The organism is Ruminococcus sp., from assembly GCF_017650195.1.
Classification (GTDB): domain Bacteria; phylum Bacillota; class Clostridia; order Oscillospirales; family Ruminococcaceae; genus Ruminococcus.
On sequence record NZ_JAGCFH010000264.1, the window covers coordinates 1 to 15,892 of the forward strand.

Annotated in this window: 15 protein-coding genes and 1 pseudogene; 14 read left to right on the plus strand and 2 right to left on the minus strand. The window is 43.8% G+C overall.

The features are described from left to right. From J6U00_RS12060 to J6U00_RS12110, 11 genes are all read left to right on the plus strand, one after another. Positions 1-998: polysaccharide deacetylase family protein (locus tag J6U00_RS12060; protein ID WP_296582187.1), on the plus strand; the 998-nt coding region annotated here is incomplete at its 5' end. A gap of 734 nt (positions 999-1,732) precedes the next feature. Continuing rightward, the gene (locus J6U00_RS12065; protein WP_296582188.1) at positions 1,733-2,122 is read left to right on the plus strand and encodes a hypothetical protein; all 390 of its coding nucleotides are present in this window, start codon (positions 1,733-1,735) and stop codon (positions 2,120-2,122) included. A 2-nt stretch (positions 2,123-2,124) separates the two neighbouring features. Next, complete coding sequence (locus J6U00_RS12070) at positions 2,125-2,982, plus strand: sugar transferase (RefSeq protein ID WP_296582190.1); 858 nt, start codon at positions 2,125-2,127, stop codon at positions 2,980-2,982. After that, entirely contained in the window at positions 2,979-3,491 is a 513-nt protein-coding gene (locus J6U00_RS12075) for an acyltransferase (protein WP_296582192.1), read from the plus strand. The genes J6U00_RS12070 and J6U00_RS12075 overlap by 4 nt, the downstream gene beginning before the upstream one ends. After that, on the plus strand, positions 3,484-4,287 hold the full coding sequence (locus J6U00_RS12080) for a glycosyltransferase family 2 protein (protein WP_296582194.1): 804 nt from the start codon (positions 3,484-3,486) through the stop codon (positions 4,285-4,287). Before J6U00_RS12075 ends, J6U00_RS12080 begins: the two co-directional genes overlap by 8 nt. Beyond that, complete coding sequence (locus tag J6U00_RS12085; RefSeq protein WP_296582197.1) at positions 4,277-5,158, plus strand: alpha/beta hydrolase-fold protein; 882 nt, start codon at positions 4,277-4,279, stop codon at positions 5,156-5,158. Before J6U00_RS12080 ends, J6U00_RS12085 begins: the two co-directional genes overlap by 11 nt. 224 nt (positions 5,159-5,382) lie before the next feature. Next, positions 5,383-6,381 carry a glycosyltransferase gene (locus J6U00_RS12090; RefSeq protein ID WP_296582199.1) on the plus strand — a complete coding sequence of 333 codons (999 nt, stop codon included), beginning with the start codon at positions 5,383-5,385 and terminating at the stop codon, positions 6,379-6,381. A gap of 5 nt (positions 6,382-6,386) precedes the next feature. Next, the gene (locus J6U00_RS12095) at positions 6,387-7,259 is read left to right on the plus strand and encodes a glycosyltransferase family 2 protein (RefSeq protein WP_296582200.1); all 873 of its coding nucleotides are present in this window, start codon (positions 6,387-6,389) and stop codon (positions 7,257-7,259) included. A gap of 121 nt (positions 7,260-7,380) precedes the next feature. Then, complete coding sequence (locus J6U00_RS12100) at positions 7,381-8,829, plus strand: lipopolysaccharide biosynthesis protein (RefSeq protein WP_296582201.1); 1,449 nt, start codon at positions 7,381-7,383, stop codon at positions 8,827-8,829. Then, a complete protein-coding gene (locus J6U00_RS12105) occupies positions 8,826-10,076 on the plus strand; it encodes an ATP-grasp domain-containing protein (protein WP_296582202.1) in 1,251 nt (416 codons plus the stop codon). The genes J6U00_RS12100 and J6U00_RS12105 overlap by 4 nt, the downstream gene beginning before the upstream one ends. A 79-nt stretch (positions 10,077-10,155) precedes the next feature. Next, a complete protein-coding gene (locus J6U00_RS12110; RefSeq protein ID WP_296582203.1) occupies positions 10,156-11,280 on the plus strand; it encodes a DegT/DnrJ/EryC1/StrS family aminotransferase in 1,125 nt (374 codons plus the stop codon). Between the two features lie 138 nt (positions 11,281-11,418). On the opposite strand, the gene J6U00_RS12115 is transcribed toward J6U00_RS12110, so the two are convergent. Further along, a complete protein-coding gene (locus J6U00_RS12115) occupies positions 11,419-12,156 on the minus strand; it encodes a prolipoprotein diacylglyceryl transferase family protein (RefSeq protein WP_296582204.1) in 738 nt (245 codons plus the stop codon). Positions 12,157-12,178: 22 nt separating this feature from the next. Next, positions 12,179-12,760, minus strand: a complete 582-nt coding sequence (locus tag J6U00_RS12120) for a hypothetical protein (protein ID WP_296582206.1) — start codon at positions 12,758-12,760, stop codon at positions 12,179-12,181. Between the two features lie 300 nt (positions 12,761-13,060). Between J6U00_RS12120 and J6U00_RS12125 the strand changes: the two genes are divergently transcribed. The 3 genes and pseudogenes from J6U00_RS12125 to J6U00_RS12135 form a co-directional block, all read left to right on the plus strand. Continuing rightward, positions 13,061-14,158 (plus strand): leucine-rich repeat protein, encoded by a 1,098-nt coding sequence (locus J6U00_RS12125; protein WP_296582208.1) that lies wholly within the window; start codon positions 13,061-13,063, stop codon positions 14,156-14,158. Positions 14,159-14,275: 117 nt separating this feature from the next. Then, positions 14,276-15,382: a hypothetical protein gene (locus J6U00_RS12130; protein WP_296582212.1), complete on the plus strand. Its 1,107-nt coding sequence runs from the start codon at positions 14,276-14,278 to the stop codon at positions 15,380-15,382. A gap of 330 nt (positions 15,383-15,712) precedes the next feature. Then, positions 15,713-15,892 (plus strand): annotated as a pseudogene (locus J6U00_RS12135) (aminotransferase DegT); the annotation flags it as partial.

The following is a 15,892-nucleotide window of genomic DNA, read 5'->3' on the forward strand; positions in this document are numbered from 1 at the left end:
ACTGGAACAACTGGAACCAGGGCGGACAGGACTGGAACAACTGGAACCAGGGCGGACAGGACTGGAACAACCAGAATCAGGGTGGACAGGACTGGAACAACTGGAATCAGGGTGGTCAGGACTGGAACAACGGCGGAAACGCTTGGGATAACTGGAACAACGGTCAGCAGAATTTTGACTGGAATGCCCAGCAGAACGATAACAACGCTTGGTACAACTGGGACGTCAACAACGACTGGAACAACCAGAATCAGGGCGGACAGGACTGGAACAACTGGAATCAGGGTGGCCAGGACTGGAGCCAGGGCGGACAGGATTGGAATAACCAGAATCAGGGCGGTCAGCAGAATGGCGGCGCTCAGGTACAGGCTGGTAAGAAGCTCTGCGCTATCTCCTTCGATGACGGTGCTTCAGCTACAAGCAGACAGGATCCTGCATACAGGATCATGGATGCTCTTATAAAGAATAACATGACAGCTACATTCTTCTATGTTGGCGACTGGATCAAGACCAACGAGCAGGTACAGTTCGCTTATCAGAACGGTATGGAAGTAGCTAATCATACAAAGTCTCATCCTTCACTGGGCTCAATGGGCTCAAATGAAATTAGAAGTGAGTGGGAGCAGTGCAACAGCAAGCTTAAGAGCATCATCGGCACTGAGCCTTCACATCTCATGAGACTTCCTTACCTCGACGGCGGCGGACAGGTAACATCAGCACTCTATGATGTTCCGCTCATTAGCTGCGCTATCGACACTGAGGATTGGAACAACGCTTCCAAGGATCAGATAGTAAACAAGATCAAGCAGGCAGCTCAGAACGGTTCGCTCGAGGGCGCTATCGTACTCTGTCACGAGAACTACGCTACAACAGCAGCAGCTATGGAGGAAGTACTTCCTTGGCTCGCTCAGAACGGCTATCAGAATGTTAACATTTCTGATATGGCAGCTGCAAAGGGCAAGACTCTCGGTGGCGGACAGATACATACCCGTGTTTGATCGCACTTGGCAATGAAGATGCAGAACGCAGACTCTGCGTCTGGGAATTGCCTGACATTCCAATAGTAAATATTTCCTCAGGGGCAGCCGAAGCCAAAGGCTGCCCCTTTTCACGTTCATCTGAGGACAATATAGATGTCCGGAATAAATCTAATAAGAAAAAATATTAATATTTATAATAAGAATATTTGACAATATATCGTTCTTTTGCGAACTTATTCACCAATATAAAACTATTATATAAAAGAATATGGATTTTAACCGACTCTTTTGCATATATCTACAAAAATGCTATTCAAGGTTTAGAAGTTGAAATTAACCGATTGACAAACTGTATATAATATGATATAATCAACAAGGTGTTTATGTTATAGCTGCTCGTTTTTACGGATATACCGTGGATTACAGCTGTGACCATATTAATATGACAATGTAATATACTCATTACTAAATCTGAGTAATTAATTTAAAAAAGTGATTTGGCTTTGACTGTATGTTCCGGTCTGTGCCGGTTCTACAGATAGGTTTATTGACGCAGCTTCTTGTTTGACAAGTCGTTTCTTCATAGGAGCGATGGATATCGGTTGACAGACTGATACGGTGTGAACAATGAGCTTTTTTGCTTAATGGCAGAAATATCCGTATCTGCTCCCGGACAGGCTGTAAGAGATAAAAAAGGTCTGTCAGGGAAATACACACTTTTTTGAGTCTTTTATGAAAAGGGAATGATAGTGATGAGTGTTGAAATTATCGAGAAAATGAAGAAATTTACTGCGGCAGGATGCATCGGATTTGCTAATGCTGCAAAGCTTTCGGAGACCAGGAAAGTCTCCAATATAAAGTACATAAATGAGCGCATGAGCATATCTGCCGGGGAAGCAGGCTGCGGATTTGCCGCTATGCGTTCTTGTGGTGCTACGGTTCTTTTTCGTAGCGGACATACATACAGTATCGCTTTTAGGCATAATGGAAGTAAAACAGGCTTACAGGTGTCTGACACAGCGATGCAACAAAGCCAGGCGGCTCATAACGCAGATCGGGAATCTGCAGCTGTCTGCGCTTCCGAGGAGAAGGGCAATACAAACAGTATCAAAAAAAGATGTTATAATGATTGGGAGAATTGATTATGATTGATGTTAATAAGTTTCTGGGGCCGTTCGGAAAGAGTGCCGCTTTCATATCCGGCATCTCGCTTTTTGTTGCTTTTATTGCTTTTATAGCTGAAAGAGCAGAGGAGATTAAGAACAGGAAGTACAGGAAGAAGTACAGACCTTCTGGTATTTACGAGCGCTTTATCAAGCGCCCTCTAGACTGCTTTTTCAGTACGGGAGCTTTTATCATTCTGTCTCCTCTCATGATAATGCTGACAGTTGTCGGCGCTGTAAAGATGAAGGGCAATCCTTTCTTCACTCAGGAGAGACCTGGCAGGATTGATCCGAAAACAGGCGAGGAAAAGATCTTCAAGCTCATAAAGTTCAAGTCCATGACCGACGAGAAGGACAAGAACGGTAAGCTTCTACCTGACGATAAGCGCCTTACCAAGTACGGAAAATTCCTCAGAAGCTCATCATGTGACGAGCTCGGCGAGCTCATTAACATAATAAAGGGCGATATGTCTGTTGTTGGTCCGAGACCTCTGCTCGTAAGAGATATGGTCTTCATGAACGACAAGCAGCGTGAGCGTCACTTTGTACGTCAGGGCCTTACAGGTCTTGCTCAGTGCAATGGCAGAAATGATATCCCCTGGGAAGATAAGCTTAGATACGACAACGAATATGTTGACAGTGGCATTACATTCACCGGTGATATGAAAATAGTGCTCAAAACCTTTAAAAAGGTATTCATAAAGGAAGGCATTGCTGCTAAGGGTATGGCTACTGCAGCTGATTTCGGCGATTACCTCGTAAGCGTCGGAAAGGTTACTCAGAAGGAATACACATTAAAGCAGGAGCTTGCAAAGCAGATACTGGTAAAGCAGACATGAAGCTATTAAAAAGACTATATGAAAAAAGGTACAATAAGCCTGCCCCTTATTACTTTGACTATTCGCCATTTACGATAGTCATGAAGCCTATAAGAAAATGGCTTACGAACTCACTGGCAGCAAATTGTCCTTTTAACTGTATCCGCATAGCAATATACCGCTTATGCGGATTCAGCATTGGAAAGGGTACTTTCATCGGTATGAGATGCTACCTCGACGATATGTGCTATGACCTTATGAAGATAGGTCGTAACTGCACTATCTCATACGGTGTGTTTTTCTCCTGCCACGGAAGGAATCAGGGTCATGTTCCGATTGAGGTTGGCGACGGCGCGTATATCGGTATGCGTGCAAGTATCATCAGCAAGACCCGTGAGGGAAAGGGCGTAAGGATAGGCAGTAATGCTGTGATAGGCGCCTGTACTCTTGTCAATAAGGATATCCCCGATGGCGCTACTGCCGTTGGTATTCCATGCAGAATAATTGAAAGGGAGCAGGAGAATGGCTGAGCTTGTTTCGATAATCATGCCGTCATACAATACGGCACGGTTCATAGCTGCCTCCGTGCGTTCGGTCCTCGCACAGACCTACAGCCGGTGGGAGCTGATAATCGTTGACGACTGTTCAAGCGATGATACAGAGGAGGTCATAGCCGGCTTCAGCGATCCGAGAATAATCTTCGTAAAGAATGAGGTCAACAGCGGTGCTGCCGCTTCAAGGAACAAGGCTTTGAGACTTGCTCAAGGCAAGTGGATAGCGTTCCTCGACAGTGACGATATCTGGCACCCCAAAAAGCTGGAACAGCAGATCGGTTTTATGGAGAAGAACGGATACCATTTCAGCTATACCAATTATTGTGAGATAGATGAGGAATCAAAGCGGAACGGCGTGGTAGTCACGGGTCCGCGGAGAGTGTCGAAACTCGGTATGTATTGCTACTGCTGGCCCGGCTGTCTTACCGTCATGTATGACGCAGAGTACATCGGACTGATACAGATAGCTCATATAGATAAGAACAATGATTACGCTATGTGGCTTGAGGTTTGCAGAAAGGCAGATTGCTACCTGCTTGACAGGAATCTTTCGGAATACCGAAAGAGATCCGGTTCCATAAGCAATCATAGCTGTCTGAATCTTATCAAATGGCACTATAAGCTCTGGAGGGAGGCGAAGAATAAAAGTGTTCCTGTGAGCTTTGTGCTGACAGGTATCAATTTAGTATTCGGCGCAATGAAAAAAGCTTTATTTGTAAAAAGAGATTTGATCAGTAAAAAAATCAATCAGGAGGAAAAAAATGAAAAGTAGTGTGAAAAAGGTTTTATCGCTCGTAATGTCAGCGATAATGACATTTACCGTACTGTCCTTCGGACTTAAAACAAATACGGCAAATGCGGCAAAGAGAAGAAATACCGAGCTTTATGGTCAGATCGAGCCCTATGAGGTAAAGAGCGGAAACGTAGTTCATCAGGGCTATATCCTTACTCCCAAGGAGCCCGGCACATACCCTGTAGTTGTAATGTTCCATGGCGGAACAGGTCACAGATGGACTGCTGGCAAAGACATGGACATGGCTGCAAGAATGAATACATGGACAAGCAAGGGCTACATTAAGCCAATGATCGTTATTTTGCCTACTCTCGTAATGGGCGACAGGGAATCCAAGAACCTCAATTCTGATATGTTTTATGCTTATGTAAAGAATAAGCTCGGAACTCTTAAGAACGCTTTTCTTGGCGACAAGCAGTACAGCAAATACTTCGACCCTGGCAAGCCATGGACTGTTTCAGGATACTCAATGGGCGGAGCTACAGCTCTGTATGCAGGTACACTTTACAAGAACCTCTTTGTTAACGTAGGTGGTCTCAGCCCGTCTGCTCAGTACTACATACAGGAGGGCAGAGGCTGGATATCACAGGCTAAGAACCTTACATTTACAAGAAACAGCAACGCTCATCTCTTTATGGGCTACAGTGTTGAGGAAAGACCTGAGTTCCCAAAGAACGTAAAGAGATTCGACAAGGCTTTCAGAGCTAACGGCTTTAATTTCAAGATATATGTGTCTCCGGCAGGAACACACAGCACACCACTTTTCCGCAGAGAAATGCTTGCTTTCTTCTATTACGTAAGCAATAATGTATTCCTTACAGACGATGTTGTCGGTACGATGAAGTACTGATGAACTTATGAATCGAAGCTGATATATCAGCAGAGTTCGCATATATCATATCCTATCTATTATACCGGTCCTGACGGCGGAGACCTTCGCGATCCTGCCGTCAGGCACTTGGTATTATTATTTCCGTCGGTTTTTCCGGCGGTTATGCTATCTATAAACACAGCCTGTATGATGCGTATATGCTGCATCATGCTAAAATCATTCAATATAGAAGTGGAGATAAAATGTTAGACCGCACTGAAGAAGAGATCATGAGTACATGGCAGGGCGGCAGCTCAGCTGCGCCTTTGGTTTCAATACGCTGTATCACCTATAATCACGGAGACTATATCGGACAGGCGCTGGACGGCTTCCTGAGCCAGAAAACTACATTCCCCTTTGAGGTGATCGTCCACGAGGACGCTTCGCCTGACAATACCGCTGATGTCATCAGGGAGTACGAAGCAAAGTTCCCTAATATAATCAGACCGGTGTATGAAAAGGAGAATATGTTTTCCAAGGGAGACGGTACTATCAGCAAGATAATCAACCCTATGCTCCGCGGAAAATATGTTGCATACTGCGAAGGCGACGACTACTGGATTGACGAGAACAAGTTACAGAAGCAGATCGACTTCTTAGAAGCCAATCCGGAATATGGTATGTGCTATACCAATTTCAATATCTATCATCAGAATACCGGCGAGACCGAATATGATATTCTGAATACAAAGAGCAAAGAATTTCGTTCTGAGTATACACTGGAGGAGTGGGTCGTGAACAGAGGCTATACCGCTCCGATGACATGGGTACTGAGAAAGGAATTATTTGATAAATACAAGAGGATACCCTCATGTGACGGATCCTTCGTAATGTTTTCGTATTTCCTTGCTTCGGCAAAGGTTTACTGTTTCAAGGATGACGTTACTGCTGTGTACAGAGTTCTCGGAGAAAGCGCTTCACATACGAGGAGTGCTAAGAAATACTATTCGAGAGTTACCAACCTTCTGAGCACTCAGGAGAAGCTTGTGGAGAAGTACGGTCTCCCTGAAGAGACTGTGGAGAAGATAAGACATAATTTCTATAACAGGAGTTATAAGCTTATCGGTATGAATTTCGACAGGGAGAATATGTCCAAGACTAAGGACTATAACTCTTCACCTAAGGTCAAGCTCTTCTATATGCTTATGCACAGTAAGCTGCTCAGACGTCTGTGCGTGCTAATATGGGAAAAAAGTAGGTAGTTTGTATGAATGCTTGCGCGTTATATGTGACGTTCCAGCCGGATATCGCAGATCTGAAAAAAAGCATAGAGATAATGAAGGAACAGGTCGGACTTGTTATAATAGTCGATAATTCCGATAAAAAAGAGGCACAGGAACAGGTTAGCTCTCTTTCAGAGGAGAATGTGCTCGTTCTGTCGCAGATGTCGAATACAGGTATAGCGGCTGCGCTGAACCGTGGTTTCAGAGAGGCGATGGACCGGGGCTGTGAGTGGATACTCACACTGGATCAGGATTCTCGTCCGCAAAAGGGCATGGTAAAGGCTTATGATGATTTTATAAGTAGAAACAAAAACAAGAAGATCGGTGCTATAGGTCCTACCTTTACTTTTTCAAGCAGGGACAAAGCTCAGGTGAGCGATACCGTAGAAAAGGTACATACTCTTATTACCTCAGGGTGTTACGTGAATGCCGAAGCCTATAAAAATGTTGGTGGCTTCCGCGATGAGCTCTTCATCGATGCGGTGGATACCGAGTTCTCGTGGCATCTCAGAAAGAATGGCTATTCTCTTTACAAGCTTAACAGCGTGCTTCTTGAACATAACCTTGGAAGCAATTCCTACCATATCAAGATATTCGGAAAGCGTATCATGACCATAACCAATCATAATTACCTGCGTTGTTACTATGTTGCGAGAAATTCGCGGGTAGTTGGCAGGGATTACAGCAAGGTCTTCCCAGAGGATGGAGTGCCTTACTACAGGAAGGCTTACAAGAAGGCGTTCATGATACTTCTTTTCGAGAAAGATAAGCTCAGGAAACTCAGAGCTGTAAAAGCTGGTATGGAGGATGCGAAAAAGGGAAAGCTCGGCGTTTGCACGAGAAAATTCAGCGCCTGAGAGCGTCTGATACATTGCAAGTATAGTTTTTTGGTGCCGATCATGGTCGGCACTTCTTAGCTTTTTAAGAATAAAACCGTAATGATACGGTAAAGAAAGGATACCCTTCGGGGGAAAAAATATGAGTTCTGAGAAGGTCGTCAATAACTTTTTGTGGCGTTTTTTTGAACGCTGCGGCGCTTACGGAGTAACATTCATCGTTTCTGTCGTGCTGGCGCGTATACTTGGTCCCCATATAGCGGGAACAGTTGCTCTGGTGCAGATATTTATAACGATAATGAACGTATTCGTTGACAGTGGTATGGCAAACGCCCTTATACAGAAGAAAAATGCTGATGATCTTGACTTTTCAAGCGTTTTTTACTTTAATCTGATACTCTGCGGCGTATTGTATCTCGTAATGTTTTTTTCAGCGCCGTACATAGCTTTGTTTTATAACAAGCCGGGACTGACACCCACGCTTATCCGTGTACTGAGCCTTATCATCGTGGTTTCTGGAGTCAAGAACGTCCAGCAGGCGTATGTTTCGAGAAATATGATGTTCAAGCGCTTTTTCTTCGCTACCCTCGGCGGTACTATCGGTGCAGCTATTGTTGGAATAACAATGGCTCTCTTAGGCTTCGGTGTGTGGGCTATGGTTGCCCAGATGCTTTTCAATACAGTTGTCGATACTATAATACTTTGGATAACAGTAAAATGGCGCCCGAAGAAGATGTTCTCCCTCCAGAGATTGAAGGGGCTCTTCTCATACGGCTGGAAACTTCTCGTATCCACTATGATAGATACGGTATACAACGACCTGAGACAGCTCATCATTGGAAAGATTTACAGCTCCAGCGCCCTCGGCTTCTATAATCAGGGAAAGAAGTTTCCAAATCTCATCGTTGCGAATATCAACGCTTCCATTGACAGCGTACTGTTGCCGACACTATCTAAGGAGCAGGACAACAGGGAAGCGGTAAAGAACATGACGAGACGAGCCATAAAAACGAGCACTTATCTTATGATGCCCTTTATGGCAGGTCTGGCTATGTGTGCGGAATCCATCGTAAACCTTATACTCGGTAAGGAATGGCTGCCATGTGTATTCTTCCTGAGAGTATTCTGTTTCACCTTCGCATTCTATCCGATACATACAGCAAATCTAAATGCTATCAAGGCGATGGGAAGAAGTGATCTTTTCCTTAAGCTTGAGATCATAAAGAAGGCTGTCAGCACCGTCGCTATTGTCTCGACTATGTTTATAAGCGTTAAGGCAATGGCTCTCAGTTTCCTTGTAACCTCGATTATAAGTCAGGTCATAAATGCATGGCCGAATAAAAAGCTGCTTGGCTACAGCTATATCGAACAGGTCAAGGATATGGTGCCGCAGATATGCCTTTCACTTATTATGGGAGCTGTTGTATACTGCGTTGAGTTCCTCGGTCTGCACTACATTATTACATTGTGCATACAGATAGCTGTGGGAATAGTCGTATACGTTGCAGGCTCTAAGCTAATGAAGATAGATAGCTTTGAGTATATCCTTGATACAGTAAAGAAGCTTATCGGAAAGCGCAGTAAGGCATGAAAAAACTGCTGATACTGGGAGCAAATCCCGAGACCGTGAGCCTTGTGCTAAAAGCAAGGGAAATGGGCATATACACAATAGTTACAGACTATGACCCTGGTGCCTTTGCAAAGAAGTATGCTGATCAGGCTGAAAATGTCAACGCTGTTGATGTTGATGCTCTGGTGGAACTTGCAAGGAGAGAAAAGGTGGACGGTGTAGTTGTAGGAGTTGCGGAGGCACTCCTGCCGGCTTACTGTATGGTCTGTGAAAGACTCGGTATGCCTGCTTATTCTGATGCCGGAACCTTTGATATAATGACGAGGAAGGACCTCTTCAAGGAGAAGTGCAGGGAATATGGCGTCCCTACAATAAGGGAGTATTCTCCTGACGATACCGGCAGCATTGTTTATCCCGTAATAGTGAAGCCTGTCGATAGTTGCAGCTCGAAAGGGATAACAGTCTGCCACAGCCGTGAAGGACTGAACAAAGCCGTTGAATATGCCCTTGAGTTTTCAAGGTCTGGAAGGTTCCTGATCGAGGAGTATATGGACGGCGACGAGGTAGTAGCCTATTATGTCATGCAGGATGGCGAGCCCATATTCGTTGGAATGTGTGACAGATACACATATAAGGCAAGGAAAGAGCTGGTTCAGCTCCCGACTTCATACATATTTCCGTCGAGATATATCGGCTCCTACATTAGAGTTCAGGATCAGGCAGTAAAAAACATGATAAAGGGTCTTGGACTCAATAACGGTTCGATATTCTTCCAGTGCTTTGTTGACAAGGAGGGCACCGTAAGGGTCTACGAGCCTGGTTACCGTCTCAATGGCGCTCAGGAGCACCTGCTTATATCAAGGCTTTCCGGCATTGACGCCAAGGAGCTTTATATCAATTATGCCCTGTACGGAAGAGTGGCTGAAAAGAGGCTCGCTTCGCTGAGCGATCCGGTGCCTTCAAAGATGTCATGCAAGCTTTCACCTATAGTAAGGACGGGAAGAATATCAAGGATATGTGGCCTTGACGAGATAAGGAAAATGCCTGAAGTTGTGGATATAAGACCAAGCTACAATGAGGGCGATACGGTCACTGGTGAGGGTACCCTTAAACAGGTGGTATGCCGGTTCTTTATCATATCCGGCAGTAGCAGTCAGCTTAAGGACAGCATCGACAGGATACAGAAGTTATTCCATGTCTATGACGATAAGGACGAGGAAATGTTGACGGGTCTTTTCGATACATCTGTCATGGACGAAGCATACTGAATGTATGATATTTCGCGGAAAAGCTCCGCTTATATTTAAAAGACAAAAATCATAAAAGTAATATAGTGAGGGAACAGATATGGCAAATAATATTCTTGTAACACGTTCATCAATGCCTTCCTTTGAGGAGTATTGTGAAGAGATAAAAGAGCTCTGGGACAGCCACTGGCTTACCAATATGGGCGCAAAGCACAAGCAGCTCCAGTCTGATTTGGAGAAGTTTCTCGGAGTTCCTAATGTTGTGCTCTATACAAACGGACACCTTGCACTGGAGAACGTGCTAGCAGCAATGAATCTTCCGAGAAATGGAGAAGTCATCACTACTCCCTTTACCTTTGCATCAACTACTCACGCTATCGTTAGAAATAATCTGAAGCCAGTCTTCTGCGATATACGCAAGGACGATTATACCATTGACGTAAGCAAGATAGAGAGCCTTATCACCGACAGAACCTGTGCTATTGTGCCTGTTCACGTATACGGCAATCTCTGCGATGTAAATGAGATTCAGAGAATAGCAAACAAGTATGGACTTAAGGTAATATACGATGCAGCTCACGCTTTCGGAGTAAAGTACAACGGAGTAAGTACTGCCTGCTTTGGTGACGCTGCTATGTTCAGCTTCCATGCAACAAAGGTATTCAATACCATTGAGGGCGGCGCTGTATGCTTCTCGGACAACACTCTTGTGCAGAAGCTGAACGATATGAAAAACTTTGGTATCCGCGGTCCGGAGATAGTCGAGTTCGTCGGCGGAAATGCAAAGATGAACGAGTTCCAGGCGGCTATGGGTATATGCAATCTCCGCCACCTCGATGAGGAGATTGCAAAGCGCAAGGCTGCTGTGGAGCGCTACCGTGAAAGACTTTCAGGTATAAGCGGTATAAAGCTCTGCGGAGATCAGGCCGGAGTTGAGCCTAACTACGCTTATATGCCGGTGGTATTTGACGAGCTTGAATTTGGTGCTAGCAGGAACGAGGTATTCAACGCTTTGGCTGAAAACGGCATAGGTGCAAGAAAGTATTTCTATCCGTTAACGAATACATTCGACTGCTTCCACGGAGCTTATGATGTAAACGAGACTCCCATTGCTCTACATATCAGTAAGAGAGTTCTTACTCTTCCGCTCTATGCAGATCTCAGCATAGAGACAGTTGATAAGATCTGCGATATCGTACTCAGCTGCAAAAGAGCTGCAGACTGAGTTGCCTTGCACAGATGTATGGTGATCCGTAACGGAATAAGTCTGTGATATGTATGATAAAAAAGCCCTTGAGCGATTAGTCACATATCTCTCAGGGGCTTAGGTGTTTTATATGGTTATCTCTTATCAAAAAAGTTTTCAGAAAGGTTTTGAAATTGCTCGTGAGCTTATGACTGTTTTATTCTCATCAGATCTTTTAGTTACGACAGTATAGATAATACCTGCTGCTATGAAAATAAGACAGAGTATCTGATTCAGGGAGATGATCTTTCCTATGTGCGATTCGCGGAGAAAATCAAGGAGTCCCTTTGCTGCTGCAGAAGTGATAAGTACGTATATAGCAGTTATCTTGCTATTCCTTCTCAGCATTATCATACCGGTAATGAATATTACGAAGAAGGTAAATACTTCTGCAAACTGTACAGGGAAGAGACAGCCACTTTCAGTGACCTTTCCTGAATAGCTTACACAGAACGCGCCGTGATATGGGATACCGTAACAGCAGCCTGCAAAACAGCAGCCCATTTTTGAAATGCTGTATATCAAAGGAAGTACAACGGTGCAGTTTTCGAGTGTTATTTTTGTGGTATGTCTGTCGCGCTTTATTGCGGCAAGTATGAATACGCTGGCATACATTCCTAAGAGACCACCCATTGAGGAAAGCCCGCGTCTGGTACCGCCTGAAGAGGCATAAGAAAGAAGCGAGGCGAAGAAAAACATGAGCATGGGCGAAAGTATGGTTATGCACGATGAAACTGTTTTGTCAGCTCCGCGAAGTATATTCAGTGAATACTGCAATGCAAGACCTGAAATACAGGCGAGAAGCAACATGACAGCATAAGGCGGTATGATTGTATAATCTGTATTAATATTCATATTTTTCACTCCTTTTATTTTTTCAACGGCAGGAATTGAGAAATTCGTTGCAGGCTACCAAGAATGCTAAAAAGCTTAATATATCAATGAGAAAAAGCAATGCAACCGTTACGATATATACGGTGAACAGTACCTTTCCTAATGTGCTTTCGGGATAGTTTATCCTTACTATTATGACAAGTATAAATGATGCAATGATCATTGTGGGTATAACTTCTGATATTAAAGGAACGCTTTTGTATGTGTGTAGCGCGATTCCAAAAAGGACGACCGCAAGCAGCATAATTCCAAGGGATACATAACAAAGGACAGTTGGTGTTTTTCCGTGGTCCTTATATCCGATTGGCTCACTCTGCTGTGATGGAGGCATATTGATCCCGCTGAAAAATGTCTGGTCTATGGTGACCTCGTCATAGCCGCTGAACTGCATGACATAATCATATTCGTACTGATTCAGATACCTGAACCAGGTACCGTTTATCTGCTTTGTAAAGCCCCGCATCATCAGCAGTCCCTCGTCTGTGCCCTCGGGAGCGAAGATAGCAGGATAACCACAGCAGCTGTCCATTGTACAGTTTTTTATCTCAAAGAAATTGACTTTCACTCAGATCACTCCTTTTCAGGTTTGTTTCTATGCTCTGATTATATATCAAAAATATGAATGTTTCAAGATGACATTTATAACATTCACAGTGACATTTGTAACTATCGGGTTTGGCGGAAATTAAGGACATGTCTGAGAGGAGTAGACATGATGCTACCGCAATTTATGGAAAGAAAAAATCATATTTACCTATTCTGTGAAATTTATTTAGCAAAAAAGATATAGTAAAAACATGGATGAAATGTTATAATAGATATACTGTATGTTATACAGTAATAATGATTATTGGAGGATATAACAATGAAAAAAATCTTATCAGCCGTCGTATCGGCGACAATGTGCTTTTCTGCACTTTCTTCTGTTCCCGTTGGGGCATTGGGAACAGATATGCTGACAGCACAGAGCCATGTGGGTGCTGCTCTTCCTGATTCGGGTGAGTGCGGAGACAATGTACACTGGGAGTATGAAGATTCTGTGCTTAAGATTAAGGGAACAGGTGCAATGTCGGGATACTCTATGAGCACCAATACTCCGTGGTACAGTCGCAGAAGTCAGATAACGAGTGTGGAGATAAGCGACGGTATAACAGAGATCGGAGCCTGCGCCTTTGCCGAGCTCAGCATCACATCAGTATCTATACCGGGCAGTGTGACCTCAATAAACAGGGGCGCATTTGCAAGCTGTAGATCGCTCAAGAGTATTGATATTCCGGAGAATGTTACTTATATAGCTGCTCAGGCTTTCTGTAACTGCTCAGGTCTGGAGGAAATATATATACGTAGTCCGAAATGTATAGTAAGCGGTTCGGCAGAAACTATATGCAACTCTTATTCAACTCACGGAACAAGTTTTAGAGGAACGATATATGCATATGCAGGCTCTAATGCAGAGAATTATGCAAATGCGTATAAGTATAATTTTGTTTCTCTCGGTGATGCTCCTGTAACGGAATCAACAACAACAACTACTACCACAACAACATCTTCAGCCACAACGACAACAACTACTGCAACAACTGCTCCGAAGGAAAGTACAACATCAGCACCCGGTGTTACAACTGCCACAACAACGATACGTATTATTTTCAGTACAACAACGGAAGCTTCTGCAACTACAACAGAAACTACCTCAACGACAACAGAAACGACTACTGAAACAACGACTGCCGAGACAACTACAACAACTGTTTCGACAGAGCCTGAGCTCAGCGATGAGGAATATGCTCTCAGGGGCGACCTCAATCACGACGGCGCAGTTGATGTTGCCGATCTTGTACTGTGTCAGAGAGTGCTCCTCGGTGCGCAGCCGGCAGAGTATTCCTGCGATGTTGACGGCGACGGTGTAACAAGCGTTTTTGACCTTGTGGCTCTCAGAAAGATCATTCTCAGATCAATGTGATATTAAGTTTTATAAAGGCTCCGGTATTCCGGAGCCTTTTTGGTACGGAGCAGCAGGCTTGACAAATCGTCGGGAATATGGCATCATATTAGTGTGATTTCCTGAAGGGGGGAGAAGATGAAGACTTTGAAAATATCTGCTATGCTTATGGCGGCACTTATGCTTTTATGCGGCTGTACGTATCTGGACTACGACGAATATGATGATTATGTTGCGCCGACTGTTCAGACTCTGGCCGCAGAATATATAGGTGGGGACGAGGAGCTGTACAACGCTATATACGCTCATCTGTTGGAGTTCGATACTCTGATGGAATTCTGCGGTAATATCGAGCCTAAGGAAAAACTCAGGGAAACAGCTCAAAGAGTGCTCAGGGAGAATCCTGAATTATTCTGGGCTTATATATCATATACGTCGTATTTCGGTGACGGCAGTCACAAGAGGCTTAATATCTCACCACTAGATCAGGAGATGCCGATAAATGAAGTCAGGGAAATGTGTGACAAGGTATCGGAGGCTGCGGACAGGATAATCAGTGAGATACCAGATGGAGCTTCGGACTGGGAGAAGATACTATTCGTACACGATTGGCTGATAGAGAATACATGGTATCAGGATGATGATACTGACGAGTTCACAGATACTATATACGGATGTCTCGTAAGAGGTCATACGCAGCATAACGGGTTTAATCAGGCATTTCAGTATATCATGAACAGGCTCGGATATGAGTGCGGCGCGTTCTGGAACGATTATCAGCTTTGGAATTACATAAGACTTGACGGTAAGTACTACTGGGTGGATACTGCCTGTGACGATGCTTTTTATGGAGACGATGACGGAGAAAAACATTACTCGCATTATTATTTCATGGCTGACGACGAGCATTTCAAGGACCAGCATAATATTGAAAAGGGAAATAATTATTTCCTGCCGACTTGCGATTCCACAGATAATTATTACTATGTAGTTGACGGCTCATACCTTAACAGCATAGATGATAAAGCAATCACAGACGTACTGTACAGACACAAAGGAGAGAAAGAAATAGAGATACAGTTTTCTGACGATGATATATATGAAGCTGCAAAGAAGGAGATATTCGGTTACTACAGCGCTGAGCAGCTCGGTGTGGAGGTTCCCGAGGGATCAGTATTTATATGTGGCTACTGCGATGGTATCAGGATAATGTTCTTCAATGTCGGAGTGCTGAATGAAAAATGATCGTGCAGATAAATTTTTTGCCGAAAAATGCAGGCGTCAGTCTTGCTGTAAATTGAATTTTTTTATGATGGCCGCTGTGAAGCGGTCATTTTTGCTTATGCTAATATATCAAAGAGTTCATATATATTTGCTATATGGAATAAACTTGTACAAATTGCCGAAAATAGCATAAATCGGCAATTATTATACGAATTAGGGATTGATTTTTAAATCGGCAAATAGTATAATAAATTTGTGTGTGTGACTATGAGGAGCGGATCAAGTCGCATTAAGTTTTTTTAATAAAACTATCTTAGATCATATCAATAATTTTATGGAGAAGGTAATTGGATGTTTGTAAACAAAAGCAATGCAAAGCCGTTTGCAGAGAAAATATGGCTTTCCTCTCCTACTATGCACGGTGACGAGCAGAAGTGGGTGAATGATGCGTTTGAAAAGAACTGGATCACGACAGCAGGAGAGAATATCAACGAGGTAGAAAGACTTATCGCAGAGTACGCAGGAGTAAAG

Coding starts and splice junctions, on each gene's coding strand:
- J6U00_RS12125 (WP_296582208.1), top strand. CDS start 13,061: ATGAAAAAAATCTTATCAGCCGTCGTATCGGCGACAATGTGCTTTTCT.
- J6U00_RS12065 (WP_296582188.1), top strand. CDS start 1,733: ATGAGTGTTGAAATTATCGAGAAAATGAAGAAATTTACTGCGGCAGGA.
- J6U00_RS12070 (WP_296582190.1), top strand. CDS start 2,125: ATGATTGATGTTAATAAGTTTCTGGGGCCGTTCGGAAAGAGTGCCGCT.
- J6U00_RS12115 (WP_296582204.1), bottom strand. CDS start 12,156: ATGAATATTAATACAGATTATACAATCATACCGCCTTATGCTGTCATG.
- J6U00_RS12095 (WP_296582200.1), top strand. CDS start 6,387: ATGAATGCTTGCGCGTTATATGTGACGTTCCAGCCGGATATCGCAGAT.
- J6U00_RS12075 (WP_296582192.1), top strand. CDS start 2,979: ATGAAGCTATTAAAAAGACTATATGAAAAAAGGTACAATAAGCCTGCC.
- J6U00_RS12080 (WP_296582194.1), top strand. CDS start 3,484: ATGGCTGAGCTTGTTTCGATAATCATGCCGTCATACAATACGGCACGG.
- J6U00_RS12110 (WP_296582203.1), top strand. CDS start 10,156: ATGGCAAATAATATTCTTGTAACACGTTCATCAATGCCTTCCTTTGAG.
- J6U00_RS12085 (WP_296582197.1), top strand. CDS start 4,277: ATGAAAAGTAGTGTGAAAAAGGTTTTATCGCTCGTAATGTCAGCGATA.
- J6U00_RS12090 (WP_296582199.1), top strand. CDS start 5,383: ATGTTAGACCGCACTGAAGAAGAGATCATGAGTACATGGCAGGGCGGC.
- J6U00_RS12100 (WP_296582201.1), top strand. CDS start 7,381: ATGAGTTCTGAGAAGGTCGTCAATAACTTTTTGTGGCGTTTTTTTGAA.
- J6U00_RS12130 (WP_296582212.1), top strand. CDS start 14,276: ATGAAGACTTTGAAAATATCTGCTATGCTTATGGCGGCACTTATGCTT.
- J6U00_RS12105 (WP_296582202.1), top strand. CDS start 8,826: ATGAAAAAACTGCTGATACTGGGAGCAAATCCCGAGACCGTGAGCCTT.